The following is a 21,013-nucleotide window of genomic DNA, read 5'->3' on the forward strand; positions in this document are numbered from 1 at the left end:
CACTACAAAAGCATTGACGCCGTTCATCAGCCTTGTGCATGATGAAGCCGTCTCCCTGATCGGGAGCGGTGGCAAGGGTGTTCCAGACGGCTTGCGCGGTAACGCAGGCCGTCCGTGGAGAGGGAATCTGTCCAAAAGGCAGCGTGAGAAAGCCCCTGTTGCGATGCTGCTGTAGCAGCCTTGGTAGTGCGCTACAACCTGTGGCGCCAACTGTGAAAATCAACAACAAATAGGTGATGGGGGCTTTATGATGAACTTGAACAACAATCCGACTATCGACCAATTGGCCCAGCTGTTCGCGGTACGCAAGGACAGCCTCGACGACCACCTGCTGTGGGTCAGCCAGACCGGCGAGGTGCGCATCGACCGCCTGCCGCCGAACACGGTCGAAGATGAATTCGAAGCGCACCTGCCCAGCATGCGCGCCCGCTTCAAGGTCTACCGCCGTGGCCAAGGCTACGTCGGCAAGAAGGCCGCCGCCGATACCGAGTTCGTCGGCCGCGTGCTGCAGACCCTGCAACAAGAATGGCCCGCCGCCCGTGAGCGGCAGGCAGTCAAGGTGATCGAACCGCTGAACTGAGGGTTCGCCGCCACTTATGAAGCCCGGCCTGCATAGGCCGGGCTTTTTCATGCCTGCTAGAATGTCGGCTCGAGATTGGAGCCCAACATGACTACCCCTGCATTTGGCACTGGCGATGCCTCCTACCAGGCCGCCGGCGGCATCGATGGCCTGCGCCGGCTGGTCGACGACTTCTATCGGCTGATGGACAAGGACCCGGCAGCCGCCCCGGTGCGGCAGATGCACCCGGCCGACCTCGCCGGCTCACGCGACAAGCTGGCGTGCTTCCTCAGTGGTTGGCTGGGCGGGCCACGGCTGTACGCCGAACGCTACGGCTCGATCGGTATTCCATCATTCCATGCGCAATGGCCGATCGACGCGCAGCACGCAGCGATCTGGCTGACCTGCATGCGTGAAGCAATTGCCTTGCAGCCCTGGGAGCCGGCGTTCGCCGACTACCTGCTGCGCCAGCTGGCGGTGCCAGCCCAGCGTATCGTCCAGGCCGCCAGCGCCCGCCACCCTCAGGCCTGAAGGCGCCGCTGCAGCACGGGTAACGGCAACGCGCCGGTGGCCAACGCCCGAGCCCGGTCCACGCCCCACACCAGCGCGCGGGTCATGGTTTCGCCGGGCCGCGCCGGGTAGTACTCCTCCAGCAGCGCCCTGCCGTCCTGGCCGTAGAGCCCGAGGAACAGCTGCGTTGCGCCGAGCCGCGACAGGCGCACCTGGATATCCAGCGAAGTGCCGTCACTGAGCACTTCGTCATGGCAGCGGCTATGCAACTGTGCGTCGGCCCACTGCCAATAGGTCTCGTCCCTGACTCGCATGAAAAATCAATCCTCTCTTTCCTGGATGCCGCGCCAGAAAACCACAACTGCGCCGCCATCGCGAGGGCAACCCACGGTTACCATGAGCAGGGTCAAGCAACACCCACAAAAAACCCCGCCATCGGGCGGGGTTGTGTGAGCAGGTTCACTTTTTCGAGGCTTACTTCCTGGCTGGCACCCGTGGTGTGAAACGGCCCTTCTTGATGCGCTGCAGGTGTGCAGGCTTGAGGTTTTCCGAGTCGTCCAGGGTCATGTGGGCGAAGCCCAGGTTGAATGCCGCCTGACCGCAACGTACCTGGCTGTTGATCGGGAATGCATCGTTCGTGTCTTCGAAAAAGGTGTCGCTCATGCCTGTCTCCATTCCGTGGCGCCCGCGTCGGCCAGCAATGGGCTGACCTGAAAAACGCGACCTATGCCAGTGAGACTAGCCGGTCACAAGCGGACTGCCCGGCCGAAACCTGCAGACCCGACCAGTGGCATTTGGCTACTTCAGCCGCACGGCAGTACCGGTGGCGAAGACCACGACCATGCCGCCTTGCACCGACGGCATGCTGATCTCGAAGTCCACGCCTACCACGGCATCGGCTTGCAACTGCCGTGCCCGCGCAATGAGTTCCTCGGTGGCCTGCTCGCGGGCCTCGCGCAGCGCGCTTTCCAGGGTCTGCGAACGGCCACCGAAGACGTCGCGAACGCGTGTGAAGAAATCGCGCACGAAGTTGATACCTTGCACCGATTCGGAGCTGACCACGCCAAGGTACTCGGCGATCGGGCGGCCCTCGAGCTGGCTGGTGGTGGAGATGATCATGTAGAGCTCCTTGGCCTTGCAAAAAAGGCCAAGTCTAACAAATGCGCCGGCCGCTTCCGCTACTGCACACTGGCCTCCCGCAGTCGCTGCCCCAGCTTCGGCCCGAATACATTGACCAGCAGGCCGAGCATCACCAGCAGCGCGCCCCAGCCCTGCACCGCCGTCAGCCGCTCACCCAGCAACCACGCCGACGAACTCAGGCCGATCACCGGCACCAGCAGCGAGAATGGCGCCACCTTGCCCGCCGGGTGGCGCGACAGCAGCTTGCTCCACAGGCTGTAGCCGATCATGGTGGCGACGAATGCCAGGTATGCCAGCGCCAGCACCGAACTCCAGCTGATATTGGCCAGCGCATGGCCGATGCGCTCCGGCCCTTCCAGCCACCACGACAAGGCCAGGAACGGCAGCGGCGGAATCAGCCCGCCCCAGATCACCAGCGCCACCAGGTCCACCGAGCCAAAGCGGCGGGTGATGATGTTGCCCATGCCCCACATGGCCCCGCCACACAAGGTCAGCAGCAACGCCACCAGCGGCACATGGCCGCTGTCTTCACTGCCGATCAGCGCCAGGCCGCTGGCAGCCACCACCAGCCCGAGCACACTGGCCAGGCGCAGCCGCTCCCCCAGGAACAGCGCGGCAAAGCCGAGGGTGAAGAACGCTTGCGACTGCAGCACCAACGACGCCAGGCCCGGTGGCATGCCGCTGTACATGGCCTGGAAAAGGAAGGCGAACTGGCCCAGGGAGATGGTCGCGCCGTATGCGATCAGCCAGCGCCACGGCAGCTTCGGCCGCTTGACCAGGAGCACGGCCGGAAACGCCACCAGCAGAAAGCGCAATGCCCCCAGCAGCATCGGCGGCAGGCCATCGAGGCCGACCTTGATGACCACGAAATTGACTCCCCAGGCGACAATCACCACCAGGGCGATCAGCAGGTCCTTGAGCGGCATTGCAGCTTCCTTCTTCAGGCTTTCTAGACATATTTCGTAACAGCATAAGGCCATTTTCCGAGCAGGGACCAGCACAGTTGTGGCCAACCCTTGCGCAACAGATTGTCTGTTACGGCCTGCAAGCTTCACTTGACCCTACTTGTATAGACATGCTGATATCAGGCACACGCCACCCGCGCAGCGCGCCGGCGCTGGCCCTCTCCCTGACACAAAAACAATCAAGTGGAGCCCTCAATGTCCCGCAAATCCGTGCTCGAACGGCGCTCTATCGACTACATTCCCGAGGCCGAGCGCCATGGCAAGCTGTACAGCCAGTTCACCCTCTGGCTCGGCGCCAACCTACAAATCACCGCCATCGTCACCGGCGCCCTGGCCGTGGTGCTCGGCGGCGACGTGTTCTGGTCGCTGATCGGTCTGCTGCTGGGCCAGTTGATCGGCGGTGCGGTCATGGCCCTGCATGCGGCCCAGGGCCCGCGCCTGGGCCTGCCGCAGATGATCTCCAGCCGCGTGCAGTTCGGTGTGTACGGCGCGGCCATCCCGATGGTGCTGGTGTGCCTGATGTACCTGGGCTTTACGGCCACCGGCACGGTGCTGTCCGGGCAAGCCATCGGCCAGTTGCTGAGCGTCAGCGACAGCACCGGCATCCTCATCTTCGCGTCGGTGATCGTGCTCGCCACCCTGGCCGGCTACCGGGTAATCCACTGGATCGGCCGGGTCGCCAGCGTGCTGGGCATCATTGCCTTCGTCTACCTGTTCAGCCGCATCCTGATGCTCGCCGACATCGGCCAGTTGCTGGAAAACCGCCACTTCAGCTGGGCCACCTTCCTGCTCGCGGTGTCGTTGGCGGCCTCCTGGCAGATCGCCTTCGGCCCCTACGTGGCAGACTACTCGCGCTACCTGCCGAGCAGCACCTCGCCGGTGAAGACCTTCCTCGCCGCGGGCCTGGGTTCGGTCGTCGGCGCGCAGGCGTCGATGATCCTCGGCGTGTTCGCTGCGGCCATCGCTGGCGGGCAGTTCAGCGGGCGTGAAGTGGCCTACATCGTCGGCCTCGGCGGCGCCGGTACCACCGCAGCGTTGCTGTACTTCAGCATCGCCTTCGGCAAGGTGACCATCTCGACACTGAACTCCTATGGCAGCTTCATGTGCATCGCCACCATCATCAGCGGCTTCCGTGGCCACCTGGCGATCAGCCGCGTGCAACGCCTGGTGTTCGTGCTGGCCATTGTCGGTGCCGCCACTCTGGTCGCCCTGCTCGGCCAGCACTCGTTCCTCAGTGCGTTCAAGTCGTTCATCCTGTTCCTGCTGACCTTCTTCGTGCCCTGGAGCGCGGTCAACCTGGTGGACTACTACTTCATCACCAAGGAGCGCTACGACGTCCCGGCCCTGGCCGACCCGGAGGGCCGCTATGGCCGCTGGAACTGGCCCGGCATCAGCGTCTACACCTTTGGCGTGCTGGTGCAGATGCCGTTCATCGACACCAAGCTCTACACCGGCCCCATGGTCGCGCACCTGGGTGGCGTGGATGTGTCGTGGCTGATCGGGTTGGTGGTGCCGAGTGTGCTGTACTACTGCGTGGCGCGCCGACGTGCCGCCGAAGCCCCCGCCAGCATGATCGTGCCGGAGGCGCGCTGATCCTATAACCCTTTGATTCAAAAAGACCTGTGGCGAGGGGCCTGCCCCTTCCCACAGGTCTTTTTTTTGCCTTAAGAAAACTCCCCGTTGACAACATTTCGCGCCCGGGCCTAATCTGAATACATCGCTGCACACATCACAACACTCAAAGCACCACACAGCGATTCAGCCTTGCCCTTCTGCCTACAAGAACAAGTTCAACGGAGAGGTCAAAAATGCGCGTTTCAGTCCCCCGCTCCATCCGCAATACCCTGGCCAGCGCCGCCGTCATGGGCCTGGCTATCAGCGCCCAGGCCGCTGAAGCCCCCCAGTGGCAAGCCATTCAGAAAGCCGGCGTGCTGCGCTGCGGCGCTGCCGTTGCCGCGCCCTACGTGATGCGCGATGCCGCCAGCGGCCAGTACAGCGGCTACTTCGTCGATCTGTGCCGCGATTTCGCCGAGAAGGTACTCAAGGTCAAGGCACAGTTCATCGACACCAGCTGGGACAACCAGGTCGCCGGCCTGCAAAGCGGCAAGTGGGACCTTGCCATGGCCCTCAACCAGACCCCGGAACGCGCCCTCGCCGTGGCCTTCTCGGTGCCGGCCACCGACTACCAGGTGTCGCTGCTGGTGAACAAGGAAAACCCCAAGTTCAGCGGTGCCGGCAGTGCCATCGCCGACTACGACAAGCCCGGCGTGACCATTGCCGTGATGTCCGGCACTGCCGCCGACAAGGCCGTCTCCGCCGTAGTGAAGAACGCCACCGTGATGCGCCTGCCAGGCTCCGACGAAACCCGCATGGCCCTGATGTCGCGCCGTGCCGACGTGCTGGCCGACGCCAACGACACCAACCACCTGTTCGCCCTGGCCAACGACTGGGCCAGGGAAGTCTTCCCCAAGCCGGCCCTGGCCAAGCAAGGCGTGTCGTTTGGCGTCTCGCGCGAGATGTCCGCCGCGGACCTTGCGGTGCTCAACATCTACCTGACCCAGCGCCGCGAAACCGGTGAAATCGAAAAGCTGGTAGACAAGGCGTCGACCGCAACCAACGCCGCCGACAAGCCCGCCCAGTAAAGCCCCGTGCCGAAGGCGCCGCCCGATGCGCCTTCGTGGAGACGAAACGATGAACACTCCCCGATTGGTGGCTGCCCAGCCACAGGCTTCGCTCACCCCGGATTTGCCCCAGGGCGGCGATTTCATCCAGCTGCGTGACGTCTGCAAGGCCTATGGCGAGCAGCTGGTGGTGATGGACCGGATGAACCTCGACATGCGCGCCGACGACCGCCTGGTGATCATCGGCCCGTCGGGCAGCGGCAAGAGTTCGCTGCTGCGCGTGCTGATGGGCCTGGAGGGCATCCAGGGCGGGCACATCCAGTTCCAGGGCAAGCCCTACATCGCCGGCGAGCACAAGCACGGCAAGCCGCTGGACGAAGCCCTGCACAAGCAGATCGGCATGGTGTTCCAGCACTACACGCTGTTCCCGCACCTGTCGGTGCTGGGCAACCTGATCCTGGCGCCGGTCAAGGTGCACGGCCTGAGCAAGGCCGAGGCCACCGAAAAGGCCCGCGCCTACCTCGCCCGTCTGGGCCTGGAAAGCAAGCTGCACGCCTACCCCAGCCAGCTGTCCGGCGGCCAGAAGCAGCGGGTGGCGATTGCCCGGGCATTGATGCTCGAACCGCGCCTGATGCTGTTCGACGAAGTCACTTCAGCGCTGGACCCGGAAATGGTCACTGAAGTTCAGAACGTGATGCTGCAGCTGGCCGAGCAGAAGATGGCGATGATCATCGTCACCCACGACATGCACTTCGCACGGCATATCGCCACCCGCGTGGTGTTCTGCGCCAACGGCAAGGTGGTCGAGCAAGGCCACCCCGAGCAGCTGTTCACCTCCCCGCGCGAACCGCGTACCCGCGAGTTCCTGGAAAAGGTCCTGCACCTGGATTGAGGCCGCCGCGATGAACTACCAATTCGACTTCCACTTTCTCAACGGCAGCCTGCCGGCGCTGCTCGACGGCCTCAAGGTCACCCTCGAGCTGGCACTGGTGGCCAACCTGATCGGCCTGACCTGCGGCTTCGTGCTGTGCCTGATGGCGCTCAGCCGCTGGTGGGTCATCCGCTGGCCGGCGCAGCTGTTCATCGAGTTCTTCCGCTGCACCCCGGCACTGCTGCAGATCGTCTGGTTCTTCTACTGCGTGCCGATGCTGTTCAACGTGTTCATCGACCCGATCGCCATGGGCTTTCTGGCCCTGGGCCTGAACCTCACCGCGTTCAATGCCGAGGCCTATCGGGCCGGCGTGCAGGCGGTGCCGCGCGAGCACCTGGATGCCGCCATCGCACTGGGCCTCAAGGGCTGGCAACGCACGCTGTACGTGGTGCTGCCGCAGTCGCTGCGCAGTGCCCTGCCGGTGCTGATCACCAATGGCATCGGCACCCTGCAGCAGAGCGCACTGGTGGCCATCGTCGCGGTCGCCGACCTGATGTACGTGGGTAAAAGCCTGGCCACCGAGGCCTACCGCCCGCTGGAAACCTACACCCTGATCGCCTTGGTCTACTTCGCCCTGTCGCTGCCGGTCGCGCAGCTGGTGCAGTGGTTCGAACGGCGCCAGGACCTGGCCGCGCAACGCTGAGGAGACCGCCATGCCACTCGATTTTTCAGTCGTGCTGCACTACTGGCCGGTGCTGCTCAAGGGCCTGGCCCTGACCCTGGCGTTCACCGCCGTGTGCGCCCTGCTGGGCATCCTTGCCGGCTTCGTGCTGAGCCTGCTGCGCCAGTTCAGGACGCCGCTGCTGCGCCTGCCGCTGACCCTGTACGTGGAGTTCTTCCGCGGCACGCCGCTGCTGATACAGCTGTTCTGGGTGTTCTTCTGCTTCCCGGTGGTGTTCGGAGTGGATATCCCGCCCTACGGCTCGGTGCTGATCGCGCTGACCCTGTACATGGCAGCGATCACCAGCGAGACCTTCCGCGGCGCGCTGAAATCCATCGCCAGCGAACAGCACGATGCCTGCACCGCACTGGGCCTGACCTCGCGGGTCAAGGTGCTATACGTGGTGTTCCCCCAGGCCCTGCTGCGCGCCGTGCCGCCGCTGCTGTCGAACGTGGTCAGCCTGTTCAAGGAGAGCGCGCTGATCTCCTCGGTCGGGGTCGCCGACCTGATGTTCGTCGGCCAGAACATTTCCAACAGCACCGCCCGCCCGGTCGAGTTCCTCTCGGCGGTGGCGGTCATCTATTTCCTCGTCGCCTTCCCGCTCACCCGCCTGGTCGGCGTGATCGAAGGGCGCCTGCTGCGTCGCTACGCCTACTGATACTTCACCCAAGGAGACTTGCACATGAAACTCAACGGCATCCTGCCCGCCCTGGTCACCCCGTTCAATGCCGCCGGCAAGGTCGACCACGACACCCTCGCCGCGATCCTCGAACACCAGCTGGCCGCCGGCGTCAGCGGCTTCGTGCCGCTGGGCTCGACCGGCGAATACTACGCCCTGGCCAACGACGAGCGCCGGCAGATCCTCGCCACCGTGAAGGAAGTGGTCGGTGACCGCGGCACCCTGATTGCCGGGGCCAATGGCTCGTGCACCCGTGAAGTGCTGGAGCAGGTCAGGCAGACCGTCGACGCCGGTTATACCAACCTGCTGATCGCCCCCCCCTACTACGCACTGCCCTCGCAGGAAGAGCTGCTGGCGCACTACCAGACCATCCTCGAGACCTTCCCCGAGATCAACGTGGTGCTCTACAACTACCCGATCCGCACCAACGTCGAAGTCGGCATGGACGTGATCGCCGCGCTGCACCAGCACCCGCGTGTGATCGGCATCAAGGAAAGCAGCGGCAACCTGTTGCGCGCCATCGAGATCGGTGAGAAATACAAGGGGATCCAGCTGTCCTGTGGCTCCGACGACCAGGCCCTGGACTTCTACCTGTGGGGTGCCGACAGCTGGATCTGCGGGCCGGCCAACATCTTCCCGGAGAAGGTCGTGGCTTTCCACCAGGCCTTCACCCGCGGCGACATCCGCGGTGCCCAGCAGGTGATGCGCAGCCTGTTCCCGGCCATGGCCAACCTGGAAAGCGGCAAGTTCGTGCAGAAGGTCAAGTACGGCGCCGAGCTGGCCGGCTTCAAGGTCGGCAACGCCCGCGCCCCGCTGCTGCCGCTGACCGATGAAGAAAAGGCCGAGTTCCGCAAGGTGTACGAAGCTTCGCAACAGTAATCGCAAGGGGCCGCTTTGCGGCCCATTCGCGGGTAAACCCGCTCCCACAGGTTCAGCACCGGCCTTGGGAGCGGCGCGGACCCTGTGGGAGCGGGCTTGCCCGCGAATCGAGGGCAAAGCCCTCGCCTTTACTCAAGAGCCTGACCCATGAACAACCCGCACCCTACCCAGCAACAGGCCGTGGTCATCGGCGGCGGCATCGTCGGCGTGTGCTGCGCGCTGTACCTGCAGCGCGATGGCCACCGGGTGACCCTGATCGACCCCGCCGCCCCCGGCGACAGCACCGCCAAGTGGAGCTGCGGGCAGATGGCCGTGAGCGAAGTGATCCCGCTGTCCAAGCCCGGCATCCTGATGAAGATCCCCGGCTGGCTGCTCGACCAGAAAGGCCCCCTGGCCCTGCGCCCGAGCGCGCTGCCGGGGATCCTGCCGTGGTTCATGCGTTTTCTCGCCTGCGCCCGCCCGGCCAAGATCCATGAAATCGCCCAGGACATGGCACGCCTGACCCAGCACGTGTACGACGACTACGCGCCGCTGCTCGACGCCTGCCCGGACAAGACCCTGCTCGGCCAGCGGCCGATCCTCGAAGTCTTCGACTCCCCCGCCGGCCTCGCCCACGAACGCCCGCACCTGGAACTGCGCAAGCAGCTGGGCTTCCGTTCCGAAGAGCTGGACGGTGCCGCTATCGGCGACCTCGAACCGGCGCTGGCCGGCAAGTTTCATCACGGCCTGCTGTTCCCGGACTGGCGCGCCGTCAGCGACACCGAAGGCTTCATCGCCGCATTGACCGAGAGCTTCGTCGCCCAGGGCGGCAAGCGCATCCGCCAGCGCGTGCTGAAGATCGAGGAAAACCATGACAAGGCCAGCGGCGTGACCCTGGCCGACGGTGCCCGTGTACCCGCCGATCTGCTGGTGGTCGCCGCCGGTACCGGTGCGCGCCCCTTCTTCGACACGCTGGGGGTCAATATTCCGCTGGCTGGCATTGCCGGTTACCAGGCCGTGCTGCCGCAACCTGGCGTCGAGATTCGCCATTCGGTGATCTACGCCGACGGAGGCTTCTGCTTCGCACCGATGACCCGTGGCCTGCAGATCGGCGGCACCATCGAGTTCGCCGGGCCCAATGCCCAACCCAATTTCAGGCGCGCCGAAATCATTCTGGAAAAAGCCCGCCGGGTGCTGCCGCAACTGCGCACAGAAGGCATGGAATTCGGCGTCGGCTACCGCCCGTTCCTGCCTGACACCAAGCCGGTGATCGACCGTTCGCCACGGCTGCAGAACACCCTCATGGCGTTCGGCCACGGCCAGCTCGGCCTCACCCTCGGCGCCACCACCGGCCGCCTGATCAGCGACCTGGCTGGCGGCCGCCGCCCGGCCCAGGACCTCAGCCCCTTCAGCGCCCGACGCTTCGCCCTTATCGGAGGACATGCATGAACCGCTACGACCAGCTGTACATCAACGGCCAATGGACCGCGCCCATCAACGGCGGGCGCTTCGACACGATCGACCCGAGCGACGAAACGCTGATCACCCAGGTGGCCGCTGCAACCGCCGAAGACGTCGACGCCGCCGTCGCGGCTGCTCGCAACGCCTTCGACAACGGCCCCTGGCCACATCTGCCCGGCCACGAGCGCGCCCGTGTGCTGCGCCGTATCGCCGCGCTGATCCGTGAACGCCAGCAAGCCCTGGCCGAACTCGAAGTGCGCGACAACGGCAAGCCGCTGCCTGAAGCGCTGTGGGACATCGGTGACACCGCAGGTTGCTTCGACTACTACGCGGAGCTCGCCGAGAAACTGGATGATCAGCGCGAGCAAGGTATCGCCCTGGCGGACGATCGCTTCACTGCACTCGCCCGCATGGAGCCGATCGGCGTGGCAGGTGCGATCATCCCGTGGAACTTCCCGATGCTGATGGCTGCCTGGAAGGTCGCACCGGCCCTGGCTGCCGGCTGCACGATGGTGCTCAAGCCGTCCGAACTGACCCCGCTCACCGCCCTGGAACTGGCCCGCATCGCCGATGAAGCCGGCCTGCCAGCGGGCGTGCTGAACGTGGTCACCGGCCTCGGTGCCGACGCCGGCGCCCCCTTGGCCGAGCACCCGGACGTCGACAAGCTGGCCTTCACCGGCAGCGTGCCCACCGGCAGCCGGATCATGCAGGCGGCGGCCCGTGACATCAAGAACATCAGCCTGGAGCTGGGGGGCAAGTCGCCCTTCGTGATCTTTGCCGACAGCGACCTGGACGCGGCGGTGGAGTGGATCCTGTTCGGCATCTTCTGGAACCAGGGCGAAGTCTGCTCGGCGACTTCCCGGGTGCTGGTGGAACGTGCGTTGTACGCACCGCTGCTCGCCCGCCTTGAACAGGAGGCGCGCAAGATCACCCTCGGTAACGGCCTGGAAGATGGCGTGCTGCTCGGGCCGCTGGTCAACCGCGGCCAGTACGACAAGGTGCTGGCCGCCATCGAACGCGGCCGCGAAGAAGGCGCGCGGCTGGTCTGCGGCGGCGAGCGCCCGGCGCACCTCGACAAGGGCTACTACGTGCAGCCGACCGTGTTCGCCGATGTGCCGGAAGACAGCTGGATCTGGAACGAAGAAATCTTTGGCCCGGTGGTCTGCGTGCGGCCCTTCGATAGCGAAGAAGAAGCCGTGCGCTCGGCCAACCGCTCACGTTTCGGCCTGGGTGCGGCCGTCATGTCCAGGGACCTGCAGCGCTGCGAGCGGGTCGCCCGCAAGTTCCGCGCCGGCATCGTCTGGATCAACTGCTCGCAACCGACCTTTACCGAGGCCCCCTGGGGCGGTTACAAACACAGCGGTATCGGCCGCGAGCTGGGTGAATGGGGCCTGAACAACTACCTGGAAACCAAGCAGATCACCCGCTACGACAGCCAACAGCCCTGGGGCTGGTACATCAAGTGAGGTAACGCCATGCGTTGGAAACAGACCCTGCAACTGGCCGAAGTGCACTGCGAGGGCGAGATCGGCAAGGTCATCACTGGCGGCGTGCTGGGCATCCCTGGCGCGACCATGCTCGACAAGATGAACTACATCAACGAAGTCGACGACAGCCTGCGCCGCCTGGTGACCCTGGAGCCCCGTGGCTGCCTGCAGATGTCGGTCAACCTGCTGCTGCCGCCGACCCGGCCCGAAGCCCACGCCGGCTTCATCGTGCTGCAGGCCGACAAGGCCCACCCGATGTCGGGCAGCAACTGCATCTGCGTGGTCACCGCGCTGCTCGAACTGGGCATGGTGCCGATGCAGGAACCGGAAACCACGGTGGTGCTCGACACCCCCGCCGGCCTGGTCACCGCTCGCGCCCAGTGCGCGGACGGGCGCTGCCTGGGCGTGTCGCTGGACATGGTGCCGGCATTCGTCGAGCACCTGGACCTGGCCATCGAGACCGAGGCGTTCGGCACGCTGAAGGTCGATGTGGCCTTCGGCGGCGTTTACTACGCGCTGATCGACGTCGAGCAGACCGGCCTGACCATCGCCCCGGAAAACGCCCGCGCCCTGGCCGACGCCGGGGTGGCGCTGAAAGACGTGATCAACCGCCAGCTGAACATCCAGCACCCGCTGCTGCCGTCGGTCAACGAGGTGGCCTACGTGATGTTCCGCAACCGCCTCGACGGGCGCACCTACCAGACCTGCACCACCCTGCCCCCGGGCCGGGTCGACCGCTCGCCGTGCGGCACCGGCAGTTCAGCCAACCTCGCCACCCTGGCCGCCCGCGGGCTGGTGCAGGCGGGCGACAGCCTGGTATCACGCTCGACCATCGGCGGGCAGTTCCAGGTCGAGATGCTGGGCACCACCGAGGTGGCCGGGCGCCCGGCGGTGCTGCCGAGGGTCACCGGGCGCGCCTGGCTGTACGGCCTGCAGCAACTGGGCGTGGACCCGGACGACCCGCTGGCGGCAGGCTTCATGCTCAGTGATACCTGGGGCGCCGGCCTGCAGTGATGAAAACGACCGGGGCTGGCCTGTATGATGGAGGCCAGCCCAACCGAGACCTGATGATGGCCAAAGACACCGAAACCGAAGGCGGCGTGCGCCGTCACAGCGGTCGCTACATCTACGAGGAGCTGCGCAAGCAGATCCTCACCCTCAAGCTCAAGCCCGGCGTGCAGCTGGACGAGGTTTCGCTGGCCGCGCAGTTCGGTCTGTCGCGCTCACCGGTGCGCGATGCCCTGGCGCGGCTGATCACCGAAGGCCTGGTGACCATCCTGCCGAACCGCACCACCTTGGTGACGCCGTTCGAGATCGAGGAGTTTCCCAACTACATCTCGGCCCTGGACCTGATCCAGCGCGCGGTCACCCGCCTGGCGGCGACCCAGCACCGCGAGGAGGACCTGGCCAACATCCGCAAGGCCGATGCCGCCTACCTCAAGGCTGTCACCGAGGGTGACTTCCAGGCCATGTCGGAGCTGAACAAGGCCTTCCACATGGCCATCGCCCAGGCCGGGCGCAACCCGTACTTCATCAATTACTACGAACGCCTGCTCGGTGAAGGGCAACGTTTGCTGCACCTGCATTTCGACCACATTGTCAGTTCCGCCAGCAGCCATCGGCTGGGGCGCGACCATGAAGAGATGATCGAGGCGATTGCCGCACGCGATGCCGATGCGGCAGAGAACGCGGCGCATGAACACACCATGCTGTTCCAGCGGCGGTTCCTCGACTACATGCAGCAGAACCTGACCGCGCGGATGGCGGTGTCCTGAGTTTTCCTGCTCCGGCCCTTTCGCGGGCACGCCCGCTCCCACAGGTATATCACTCGCTTCAAGCCTGAGGTGATCCTGTGGGAGCGGGCTTGCCCGCGAAAGGGCCGGCAAGTCAGTCGCGATAGTCCGACGCCTATTTGCTGGCCCAGGCATTGAAGCGCTGTTCCAGCTCTTCGCCATGGTCGACCCAGAACTCCACATTCATCGCCAAGGCTCCCTGCAGGTTCTCCGGCGAGGTCGGCACCCAACTGGCCAGCGCTGGGTCAAGCTTGGCCGCCGCCTGGGTATTGGTCGGCCCATAAGGGATCTGCTCGACGTATCGCACCTGGGTATCCGGCTGGTTGGCATAGCTGATCAGGCGCTTGGCCTGTTCGACATGTTTCGAGCCCTTGATGATCGCCCAGTAATCCATGCCATACAGGCTACCGGGCCACACCACCGCCAGCGGGCTGCCTTGCTGGGCGGCCACGGCGATCCGGCCGCTGTAGGTCGAGGTCATCACCACGTCGCCTGCGGTCAGCCACTGCGCCGGTTGCGCGCCGGCATCCCACCACTGGATGTACGGCTTGAGTTCGGTGAGCTTGGCAAAGGCACGCTCGACACCCGCCGGGGTCGACAAGACCTTGTACACGTCCTCGACCTTGACCCCGTCGGCCAGCAAGGCGAACTCCAGGTTGTACACCGCACGCTTGCGCAGGCCGCGCTTGCCCGGGTACTTCTGCACGTTCCAGAAATCAGCCCACGAGGTCGGCGCCTGGGCCAGCTTGTCGCGGTCGTAGGCGATCGCCACGCTCCACACCAGCGCCGCAGAACCACAGTCCTGGGCAGCCGCAGGGATCAGTTCGGCGGCATGCCCCAGGCGCTGCCAGTCGAGGTGCTCGTAGATGCCCTCGTCACAGCCGCGCATCAGGTCCGGCCCCTCGATCTGCACCACGTCCCAGTCGACATTGCCGGTATCGGCCATCACCTGGATACGCGCCATCTCGCCGTTGTATTCGCTCTGGATCAACTGGCTGCCGTCCTGGGCGCTGAAAGGCTGGAAGATCGCCACATCCTGGGCTTTCTGACCGGCGCCGCCATAGCCGACCACGACCATCTGCGGCGCCGCTTGCGCACTGCTCAGGCCTAGGGCCAACAGCGCTGCGCAAAGGCCGGTACTGCGAGGAAATGCCTGCATCGAGTTGCCTCCTGTCGGTACCTTCCAGCATCAGCTCGAAGGCCCGTTTCTTGTTGTAGTGAGGTCACGCGCCACTGCCGTGGCTGGGAAAAAGCTAGTCGCGCGCAAGTAAAAAAACAAGTTGATTTTTTACTGAAGCTACACTTTCATGAGAAAAACAAGAACGACACCGTACCGGAGCTGCCCGCATGACGACCGCCTTCGCCCACCTGTTCGAGCCCCTGCAGATCCGCGGCAAACGCCTGAAGAACCGCATCATGTCCACCGGCCACGACACCTGCCTGCCCACCGACAACCTGGTCAACGACAAGCTCATCGCCTACCAGCGCGCCCGCGCCGCCGGCGGTGTCGGCCTGATCGTGCTGCAGGTGGCCGGGGTGCATGACAGTGCCCGCTACACCTCGCACGTGCTGATGGCCACCGACGATGCCTGCATCGACGGCTACCGGCGTTTGGCCGAAGCCTGCCACGCCCACGGCACGGTGGTGCTGTCGCAGCTGTTTCACCCGGGCCGGGAGATCATGGAGTCGGCGGACGGCCTGCTGGCGGTGGCCTACTCGGCCTCATCGGTGCCCAACGAGCGCTTCCGGGTCATGCCACGGGCGCTGGACCAGGCGATGATCGACGAGATCGTCCAGGGCTATGCCAGCGCCGCCCGGCGCCTGCACCAGGCCGGCCTGGACGGTGTCGAGGTGGTGGCCAGCCATGGCTACCTGCCGGCGCAGTTCCTCAACCCGCGGGTCAACCAGCGCACCGACGGCTACAACGGCGACCTCGAACAGCGCCTGCGCTTTCTCCGCGAGGTGCTGGCAGCGGTCAGGGCGGCCACCGACGAGCAGTTCATCGTCGGCCTGCGCATCAGCGCCGACGAGCGCGACAGCGAGGGCCTGAGCGAAGACGAATCCCTCGCCGCCGCCCAGGCCCTGCAAGACCAGGTCGACTACCTGCACATCGTCGCCGGCACCTCGGCGTCGCTGGGCGGCGCCGTGCATATCGTGCCGCCCATGGCCATCGCCCCGGCCTACCTGGCGCGCGAGGCCGGCACCTTCAAGCAGCACCTGGACATCCCGCTGTTCGTCACCGGGCGCATCAACCAGCCGCAGGAAGCCGAACTGATCCTGGCGCGTGGCCAGGCCGATGTATGCGGCATGACCCGGGCACTGATCTGCGACCCGCAGATGCCGGCCAAGACCGAGCGCGGCCAGGTCGAAAACGTGCGCGCCTGCATTGCCTGCAACCAGGCTTGCATCGGCCATTTCCACCGAGGGCTGCCGATCTCCTGTATCCAGCACCCGGAAACCGGCCGCGAACTGCAGTACGAAACCCCGGCCCCCGCTACCGCGCGCAAACGCATTCTGGTGGCAGGTGGCGGCCCCGCCGGCATGAAGGCCGCAGCCGTTGCCGCCGCCCGTGGCCATGACGTCACGCTGTACGAAGCCAGTACACAACTCGGCGGCCAGATACAGCTCGCCCAGCTGCTGCCCCGGCGCAGTGAGTTCGGTGGTGCCAGCACCAACCTGCAGCGGGAAATGGAACTGGCAGGTGTACACGTAGTACGTAATACACGAGTGGACCGCACCCTGGTCGAACGCGAGTGCCCCGACCTGGTGATTGCCGCCACTGGCGCCACGCCCTACTGGCCATCGTTCGAACGTAGCGGCGAGCTGCAGGTGGTGGATGCCTGGCAGGTCCTGCGCAATGAGGCCACCCTCGGCCGCTCGGTACTGGTGATCGACTGGCGCTGCGACTGGATCGGCCCCGGTATCGCCGAGCGCCTGGTCCGCGACGGCCACCAGGTGCAACTGGCGGTGAACGGCACCCACTGCGGCGAAACCCTGCCGCTATACGTACGCGACCAGCTGGCTGGCGAGCTGCACCGCCTGGGCATCCCGATCACGCCCTATGCCCGCCTGTACGGCTGCGACGACAACACCGTCTACCTGCAGCACACCGCCAGCGGCGAACCGATGATCTTCGAAGGTATCGACACCCTGGTGCTGTGCCTTGGTCACCAACCTCAGGACACCCTGGCCGCCGAACTGGCAGGCCTGGTGGAGGTGCGACGCATCGGTGACTGCCTGGCCCCGCGCACGGTCGAGGAGGCGATCCATGAAGGCCTGACAGTTGCCTGGGCGCTCTGAGCCTGTCCATACTGCGGCTTTCCCGATGGACCGAAGCACATGAGCCAGCAACCCCAGTTCCCGCCCGCCGCCGAAGACGGCGGCAGCGCGCCGCAGTTCCTCGGTGGCCGCATCCGCGGCCTGCGCAAGCGCCGCGGCATGACTCTGGCGGAGCTGGCGGCGCACAGCGAGCTGACCGCCGGCTACATCAGCCAGCTGGAACGCAACCTGTCGTACCCGTCGATCCCGGCGCTGTTCAATATCGCCCGCAGCCTCGGCGTGACCATCCAGTGGTTCTTCGCCAGCGAAGCCACCACCGCCCCCGAAGACCAGGGTTACGTGGTGCGGCGCAACAGCCGGCTGAGCGTGCATTACGAGGACGGCATCGTCGACCAGTTGCTCACCCCGCAGCCCAACCGCCAGTTGGAGATGCTGCACTCGCGCTTTCCGCCGGGCACCTACAGCCAGCAGAGCTACAGCCATGAAGGTGACGAAGCGGGTTATGTACTCTCGGGCAGTTTCGAGGTGTGGGTGGGCGAGCGCCACTTCCTGCTGGGCGAAGGCGACAGCTTCAGTTTCTCCAGCCAGGAGCCGCACCGCTATGGCAACCCTGGCGAGGTGGACGCCGTGATCATCTGGGTGATCACCCCGCCGACATTCTGAATCCGAGGATTCCATCACTGCCAGGCGACGCCCGACACGATGACCGAGCCCAACCAGCAACTCGACCCGCCGCTGCTCCCCGTCGACCACCCGAGGGTGCTGGTCTTCGTCGCCTATCCGCAGATGGGCCTGCTCGATCTCAGCGGCGCACAGACCGTGTTCTGGGCCGCGACCAAGGCCATGGCCGAGCGCGGCCTGCCAGGCTACCGGCTGCACACCGCCAGCCTGGAAGGTGGCCTGCAGCAAACGGCCGAAGGCCTGGTGGTCGCCAGCGAGCGCCTGGACGATGTCATGACGCAAACCGTCGACACGCTGATCGTGCCCGGCGCCCCCGACATCATCCGCAGCCTCCCCGATCACGGCCCGCTGATCACCTGGTTGCGCCGTGCCAGCCTCCATGCCAGGCGCACCGCTTCGGTCTGCAGCGGTACCTTCCTGCTGGCCAGTGCCGGCTTGCTCGATGGCCGGCGCGCCGCCACCCACTGGGCCATGTGCGAGGTATTGCGCCGCGACTTTCCGGCCGTGGAAGTGGACCATGAATCGATCTTCGTCCAGCAGGGCAGCGTCTGGACCTCTGCCGGCGTGAGCGCGGGCATCGACATGGCCCTGGCCCTGGTCGAGCTGGACTGTGGCCGCGAGGTGGCGATGCAGGTGGCGCGCGAGCTGGTGGTGTTCCTCAAGCGCCCCGGCGGCCAGGCCCAGTTCAGCGAACTGCTCAAGTCCCAGGGCCAGGACGCGGGGGCGTTCGAGGCGCTGCACCTCTGGCTCAACCAGCATCTGCACGACCCACGGCTCAGCGTCGAACACCTGGCCGAACAGGCGCACATGAGCCTGCGCAACTTCACCCGGGTATACAAGCAGAAAACCGGCCGCACCCCGGCCAAGGCCATCGAGGTGTTCCGCCTCGAAGCGGCGCGGCGGCTGCTGGAGAACAGTGACGGCCACATCGAGCAAGTTGCCCGCCAGTGCGGCTTCGGCAGCGAAGAGCGCATGCGCCTGGCCTTCCAGCGCCATCTGGCGGTGACCCCTCGCGACTATCGGGCGCGCTTTGCCCGCACGGTACCGTTGGCCGAAATTCAGGGTTCTCTGGCCTAGGGTGCGGCACCTGGCCGCTCGTAACATCGTTGACCGCAATGACGGTCTATCTTGTCTACCGGTCTTTCCTCACGGACTACCCAGGAGCATAACGATGAAGAATATCCTGATCATTGGCGCCGGCTTCGCAGGCCTGTGGAGCGCCCTGAGCGCCATCCGCCAACTGGATCTGCACGGCCGCCGGGATGTCCAGGTGACACTGCTTGCCCCCCAGGCCGAACTGCATGTGCGCCCGCGCTTCTATGAACCTGAAGTGCACACCATGGCCGCACCGCTGCAGGAACTGTTCGATGCGGTGAACGTGCGCTTCGTCCACGGCACCGCCTTCCATGTCGATGAAGCCGAGCAGCGCGTACGCTACCGCACGTCATCCGGCACCGAATGCAACCTGCCCTACGACCGCCTGATCATGGCCTGCGGCAGCGTGCTCAACCGCCCGGACATGGTGGGCATCGAGCACGTCTTCGATGTCGACAAGATCGACAGCGCCGCGCGCCTCGAAACCCACCTCAAGTCCCTGGCCAACCTGCCCGAGAGCCCGGCACGCAACACCGTGGTGGTAGCCGGCGGCGGCTTCACCGGTATCGAGACCGCCACGGAACTGCCGACGCGCCTTCGCGCCATTCTCGGCGAGGACGCCAGGCTGCGGGTGGTTGTGATCGACCGCGGGGCGAAGATCGGCGCCGCGCTGGGTGACGGTATCCGTCCGGCCATCGAACAGGCCTCCGAGGCACTGGGCATCGAGTGGATCTGCGGCACCACTGTCGCCTCGGTGGACCGCGACGGGGTGCTGCTGGACAACGGCCAGCGCATCGACGCTACCACAGTCATCTGGACCGTGGGCTTCAAGGCCAACCCGCTGACCGAACAGATCAGCGGCGAGCGCGACCGCCAAGGCCGCCTGCATGTCGACGGCAACCTCAAGGTCATCGGCAATGATGCGGTCTACGCGGCCGGGGACGTGGCCTATGCCGCCTGCGACAACCAGGGCAACTTCGCCGTGATGTCGTGCCAGCATGCCATTCCGCTGGGGCGCTATGCCGGCAACAACGCAGCGGCCGAGCTGATCGGCGTGGCGCCGATGACCTACAGCCAGCCCAAGTACGTGACCTGCCTCGACCTTGGCGCCTGGGGCGCGGTGTATACCGAGGGCTGGGAGCGCACCGTGTCACCACCGACCGACAAGGCCGAGGCCAAGCTGCTGAAGTCGCAGATCAACTCGATCTGGATCTATCCGCCGACGGCGGACCGTACGGCGGCCCTGGCGGCGGCGGACCCGACCATTCCCGTGGCCTGACCCTGCGCATTCGCGGGCACGCCCCGCGAATGCACTATCACCGCTGCGCCATGCAGCCAACGCTTGCGCCCGATGCATTTGCGCTTTTCTCCGAACCCGTGGCATAGATGCAGGTCCACGTCTTTACGTGGTCGCTTTCGCGCCTTCCCAGGAGAACCCTGCATGAGCAAGCACCCTTACGTCCCGCCCAAGGTCTGGCGCAACGACGCAGCCTCCGGCGGCCAGTTCGCCAGCATCAACCGGCCAATCGCCGGGCCGACCCATGACAAGGCCCTGCCGGTCGGCAAGCACCCGCTGCAGCTGTACTCCCTGGCCACCCCCAATGGCGTCAAGGTCACCATTCTCCTCGAAGAGCTGCTCGCCCTGGGCCACAGCGGCGCCGAATACGATGCCTGGCTGATCCGCATCGGTGATGGCGAGCAGTTCTCCAGCGGCTTCGTCGAGGTCAACCCCAACTCGAAGATCCCCGCCCTGCTCGACCGCAGCGTCGAGCCGCCGGTGCGGGTGTTCGAGTCCGGTTCGATCCTGCTGCACCTGGCGGAAAAGTTCGGCGCCTTGCTTCCGAAAGCCCCGGCCGCACGCACCGAGACCCTCAACTGGCTGTTCTGGCAGATGGGCGCCGCGCCTTACCTGGGCGGTGGCTTCGGCCACTTCTACGTGTATGCGCCGGAAAAGTTCGAGTACGCCATCAACCGCTTCACCATGGAAGCCAAGCGCCAGCTCGACGTGCTGGAGCGCCGCCTGGCGGTCAGCCGCTATCTCGGTGGCGACGAATACAGCATCGCCGATATCGCCGTGTGGCCGTGGTACGGCCAACTGGTGCGCGGCAACTTGTATGGTGCGGCCGAATTCCTGGCGGTGGACGAGTACCCGCATGTGCAGCGCTGGGCCGAGACCATTGCCCAGCGCCCGGCCGTGCAGCGTGGCACCCGGGTCAACCGCACCTGGGGCGACGAAGCCAGCCAGGTACCCGAGCGGCACTCGGCGGCCGACCTGGATTGAGGGCAACGGGGC

At 65.6% G+C, this 21,013-nt stretch carries 22 protein-coding genes; 17 read left to right on the forward strand and 5 right to left on the reverse strand.

What is annotated here, in order from left to right; translation table 11 throughout:
* Positions 1 to 247 precede the first annotated feature (247 nt).
* Positions 248 to 580: a hypothetical protein gene (locus J7573_RS00120; protein WP_027916800.1), complete on the forward strand. Its 333-nt coding sequence runs from the start codon at positions 248 to 250 to the stop codon at positions 578 to 580.
* An 87-nt stretch (positions 581 to 667) separates the two neighbouring features.
* A complete protein-coding gene (locus J7573_RS00125) occupies positions 668 to 1,090 on the forward strand; it encodes a group II truncated hemoglobin (RefSeq protein WP_294323386.1) in 423 nt (140 codons plus the stop codon).
* Here J7573_RS00125 and J7573_RS00130 read toward each other — a convergent pair.
* From J7573_RS00130 to J7573_RS00145, 4 genes are all read right to left on the reverse strand, one after another.
* Positions 1,081 to 1,383: a hypothetical protein gene (locus J7573_RS00130; protein ID WP_085676972.1), complete on the reverse strand. Its 303-nt coding sequence runs from the start codon at positions 1,381 to 1,383 to the stop codon at positions 1,081 to 1,083. The two genes, J7573_RS00125 and J7573_RS00130, sit on opposite strands and share 10 nt — an antisense overlap.
* A 160-nt stretch (positions 1,384 to 1,543) precedes the next feature.
* Positions 1,544 to 1,732 carry a hypothetical protein gene (locus J7573_RS00135; protein WP_110638228.1) on the reverse strand — a complete coding sequence of 63 codons (189 nt, stop codon included), beginning with the start codon at positions 1,730 to 1,732 and terminating at the stop codon, positions 1,544 to 1,546.
* Between the two features lie 135 nt (positions 1,733 to 1,867).
* The gene (locus tag J7573_RS00140; RefSeq protein WP_103447044.1) at positions 1,868 to 2,188 is read right to left on the reverse strand and encodes a YbjQ family protein; all 321 of its coding nucleotides are present in this window, start codon (positions 2,186 to 2,188) and stop codon (positions 1,868 to 1,870) included.
* A gap of 59 nt (positions 2,189 to 2,247) precedes the next feature.
* Entirely contained in the window at positions 2,248 to 3,135 is an 888-nt protein-coding gene (locus J7573_RS00145) for an EamA family transporter (RefSeq protein WP_294323414.1), read from the reverse strand.
* Positions 3,136 to 3,369: 234 nt separating this feature from the next.
* On the opposite strand from J7573_RS00145, the gene J7573_RS00150 reads away from it, so the two are divergent.
* The 10 genes from J7573_RS00150 (at position 3,370) to J7573_RS00195 (ending at position 13,647) form a co-directional block, all read left to right on the forward strand.
* Complete coding sequence (locus J7573_RS00150; protein ID WP_294323416.1) at positions 3,370 to 4,767, forward strand: cytosine permease; 1,398 nt, start codon at positions 3,370 to 3,372, stop codon at positions 4,765 to 4,767.
* Between the two features lie 215 nt (positions 4,768 to 4,982).
* The gene (locus tag J7573_RS00155; RefSeq protein WP_294323419.1) at positions 4,983 to 5,816 is read left to right on the forward strand and encodes a transporter substrate-binding domain-containing protein; all 834 of its coding nucleotides are present in this window, start codon (positions 4,983 to 4,985) and stop codon (positions 5,814 to 5,816) included.
* Positions 5,817 to 5,865: 49 nt separating this feature from the next.
* On the forward strand, positions 5,866 to 6,687 hold the full coding sequence (locus J7573_RS00160; RefSeq protein ID WP_294323423.1) for an amino acid ABC transporter ATP-binding protein: 822 nt from the start codon (positions 5,866 to 5,868) through the stop codon (positions 6,685 to 6,687).
* A gap of 10 nt (positions 6,688 to 6,697) precedes the next feature.
* The gene (locus J7573_RS00165) at positions 6,698 to 7,369 is read left to right on the forward strand and encodes an amino acid ABC transporter permease (RefSeq protein WP_294323426.1); all 672 of its coding nucleotides are present in this window, start codon (positions 6,698 to 6,700) and stop codon (positions 7,367 to 7,369) included.
* A 10-nt stretch (positions 7,370 to 7,379) separates the two neighbouring features.
* A complete protein-coding gene (locus tag J7573_RS00170) occupies positions 7,380 to 8,045 on the forward strand; it encodes an amino acid ABC transporter permease (RefSeq protein ID WP_294323430.1) in 666 nt (221 codons plus the stop codon).
* Between the two features lie 24 nt (positions 8,046 to 8,069).
* Positions 8,070 to 8,945, forward strand: coding sequence for a dihydrodipicolinate synthase family protein (locus J7573_RS00175; protein WP_294323431.1), 876 nt, complete (start codon positions 8,070 to 8,072; stop codon positions 8,943 to 8,945).
* Between the two features lie 147 nt (positions 8,946 to 9,092).
* The gene (locus J7573_RS00180; RefSeq protein ID WP_294323432.1) at positions 9,093 to 10,373 is read left to right on the forward strand and encodes an FAD-dependent oxidoreductase; all 1,281 of its coding nucleotides are present in this window, start codon (positions 9,093 to 9,095) and stop codon (positions 10,371 to 10,373) included.
* A complete protein-coding gene (locus J7573_RS00185) occupies positions 10,370 to 11,851 on the forward strand; it encodes an aldehyde dehydrogenase family protein (protein ID WP_294323434.1) in 1,482 nt (493 codons plus the stop codon). Before J7573_RS00180 ends, J7573_RS00185 begins: the two co-directional genes overlap by 4 nt.
* Before the next feature lie 9 nt (positions 11,852 to 11,860).
* Positions 11,861 to 12,886 (forward strand): proline racemase family protein, encoded by a 1,026-nt coding sequence (locus J7573_RS00190; protein ID WP_294323437.1) that lies wholly within the window; start codon positions 11,861 to 11,863, stop codon positions 12,884 to 12,886.
* Between the two features lie 53 nt (positions 12,887 to 12,939).
* Positions 12,940 to 13,647 (forward strand): GntR family transcriptional regulator, encoded by a 708-nt coding sequence (locus J7573_RS00195; RefSeq protein WP_294323439.1) that lies wholly within the window; start codon positions 12,940 to 12,942, stop codon positions 13,645 to 13,647.
* Between the two features lie 133 nt (positions 13,648 to 13,780).
* On the opposite strand, the gene J7573_RS00200 is transcribed toward J7573_RS00195, so the two are convergent.
* The gene (locus J7573_RS00200; protein WP_294323442.1) at positions 13,781 to 14,824 is read right to left on the reverse strand and encodes an ABC transporter substrate-binding protein; all 1,044 of its coding nucleotides are present in this window, start codon (positions 14,822 to 14,824) and stop codon (positions 13,781 to 13,783) included.
* 188 nt (positions 14,825 to 15,012) lie between these two features.
* On the opposite strand from J7573_RS00200, the gene J7573_RS00205 reads away from it, so the two are divergent.
* The 5 genes from J7573_RS00205 (at position 15,013) to yghU (ending at position 21,001) form a co-directional block, all read left to right on the forward strand.
* Positions 15,013 to 16,965 (forward strand): FAD-dependent oxidoreductase, encoded by a 1,953-nt coding sequence (locus J7573_RS00205; protein ID WP_294323444.1) that lies wholly within the window; start codon positions 15,013 to 15,015, stop codon positions 16,963 to 16,965.
* A gap of 39 nt (positions 16,966 to 17,004) precedes the next feature.
* Entirely contained in the window at positions 17,005 to 17,607 is a 603-nt protein-coding gene (locus tag J7573_RS00210; protein ID WP_054887346.1) for a cupin domain-containing protein, read from the forward strand.
* 39 nt (positions 17,608 to 17,646) lie between these two features.
* Positions 17,647 to 18,702 (forward strand): helix-turn-helix domain-containing protein, encoded by a 1,056-nt coding sequence (locus J7573_RS00215; protein WP_294323453.1) that lies wholly within the window; start codon positions 17,647 to 17,649, stop codon positions 18,700 to 18,702.
* 94 nt (positions 18,703 to 18,796) lie between these two features.
* The gene (locus J7573_RS00220) at positions 18,797 to 19,999 is read left to right on the forward strand and encodes an NAD(P)/FAD-dependent oxidoreductase (protein ID WP_294323456.1); all 1,203 of its coding nucleotides are present in this window, start codon (positions 18,797 to 18,799) and stop codon (positions 19,997 to 19,999) included.
* A 162-nt stretch (positions 20,000 to 20,161) separates the two neighbouring features.
* Positions 20,162 to 21,001 (forward strand): glutathione-dependent disulfide-bond oxidoreductase, encoded by an 840-nt coding sequence (gene yghU / locus J7573_RS00225; protein WP_294323457.1) that lies wholly within the window; start codon positions 20,162 to 20,164, stop codon positions 20,999 to 21,001.
* The last annotated feature ends 12 nt before the right edge of the window (positions 21,002 to 21,013 follow it).

It is taken from the genome of Pseudomonas sp., from assembly GCF_017744435.1.
Classification (GTDB): Bacteria; Pseudomonadota; Gammaproteobacteria; order Pseudomonadales; family Pseudomonadaceae; genus Aquipseudomonas.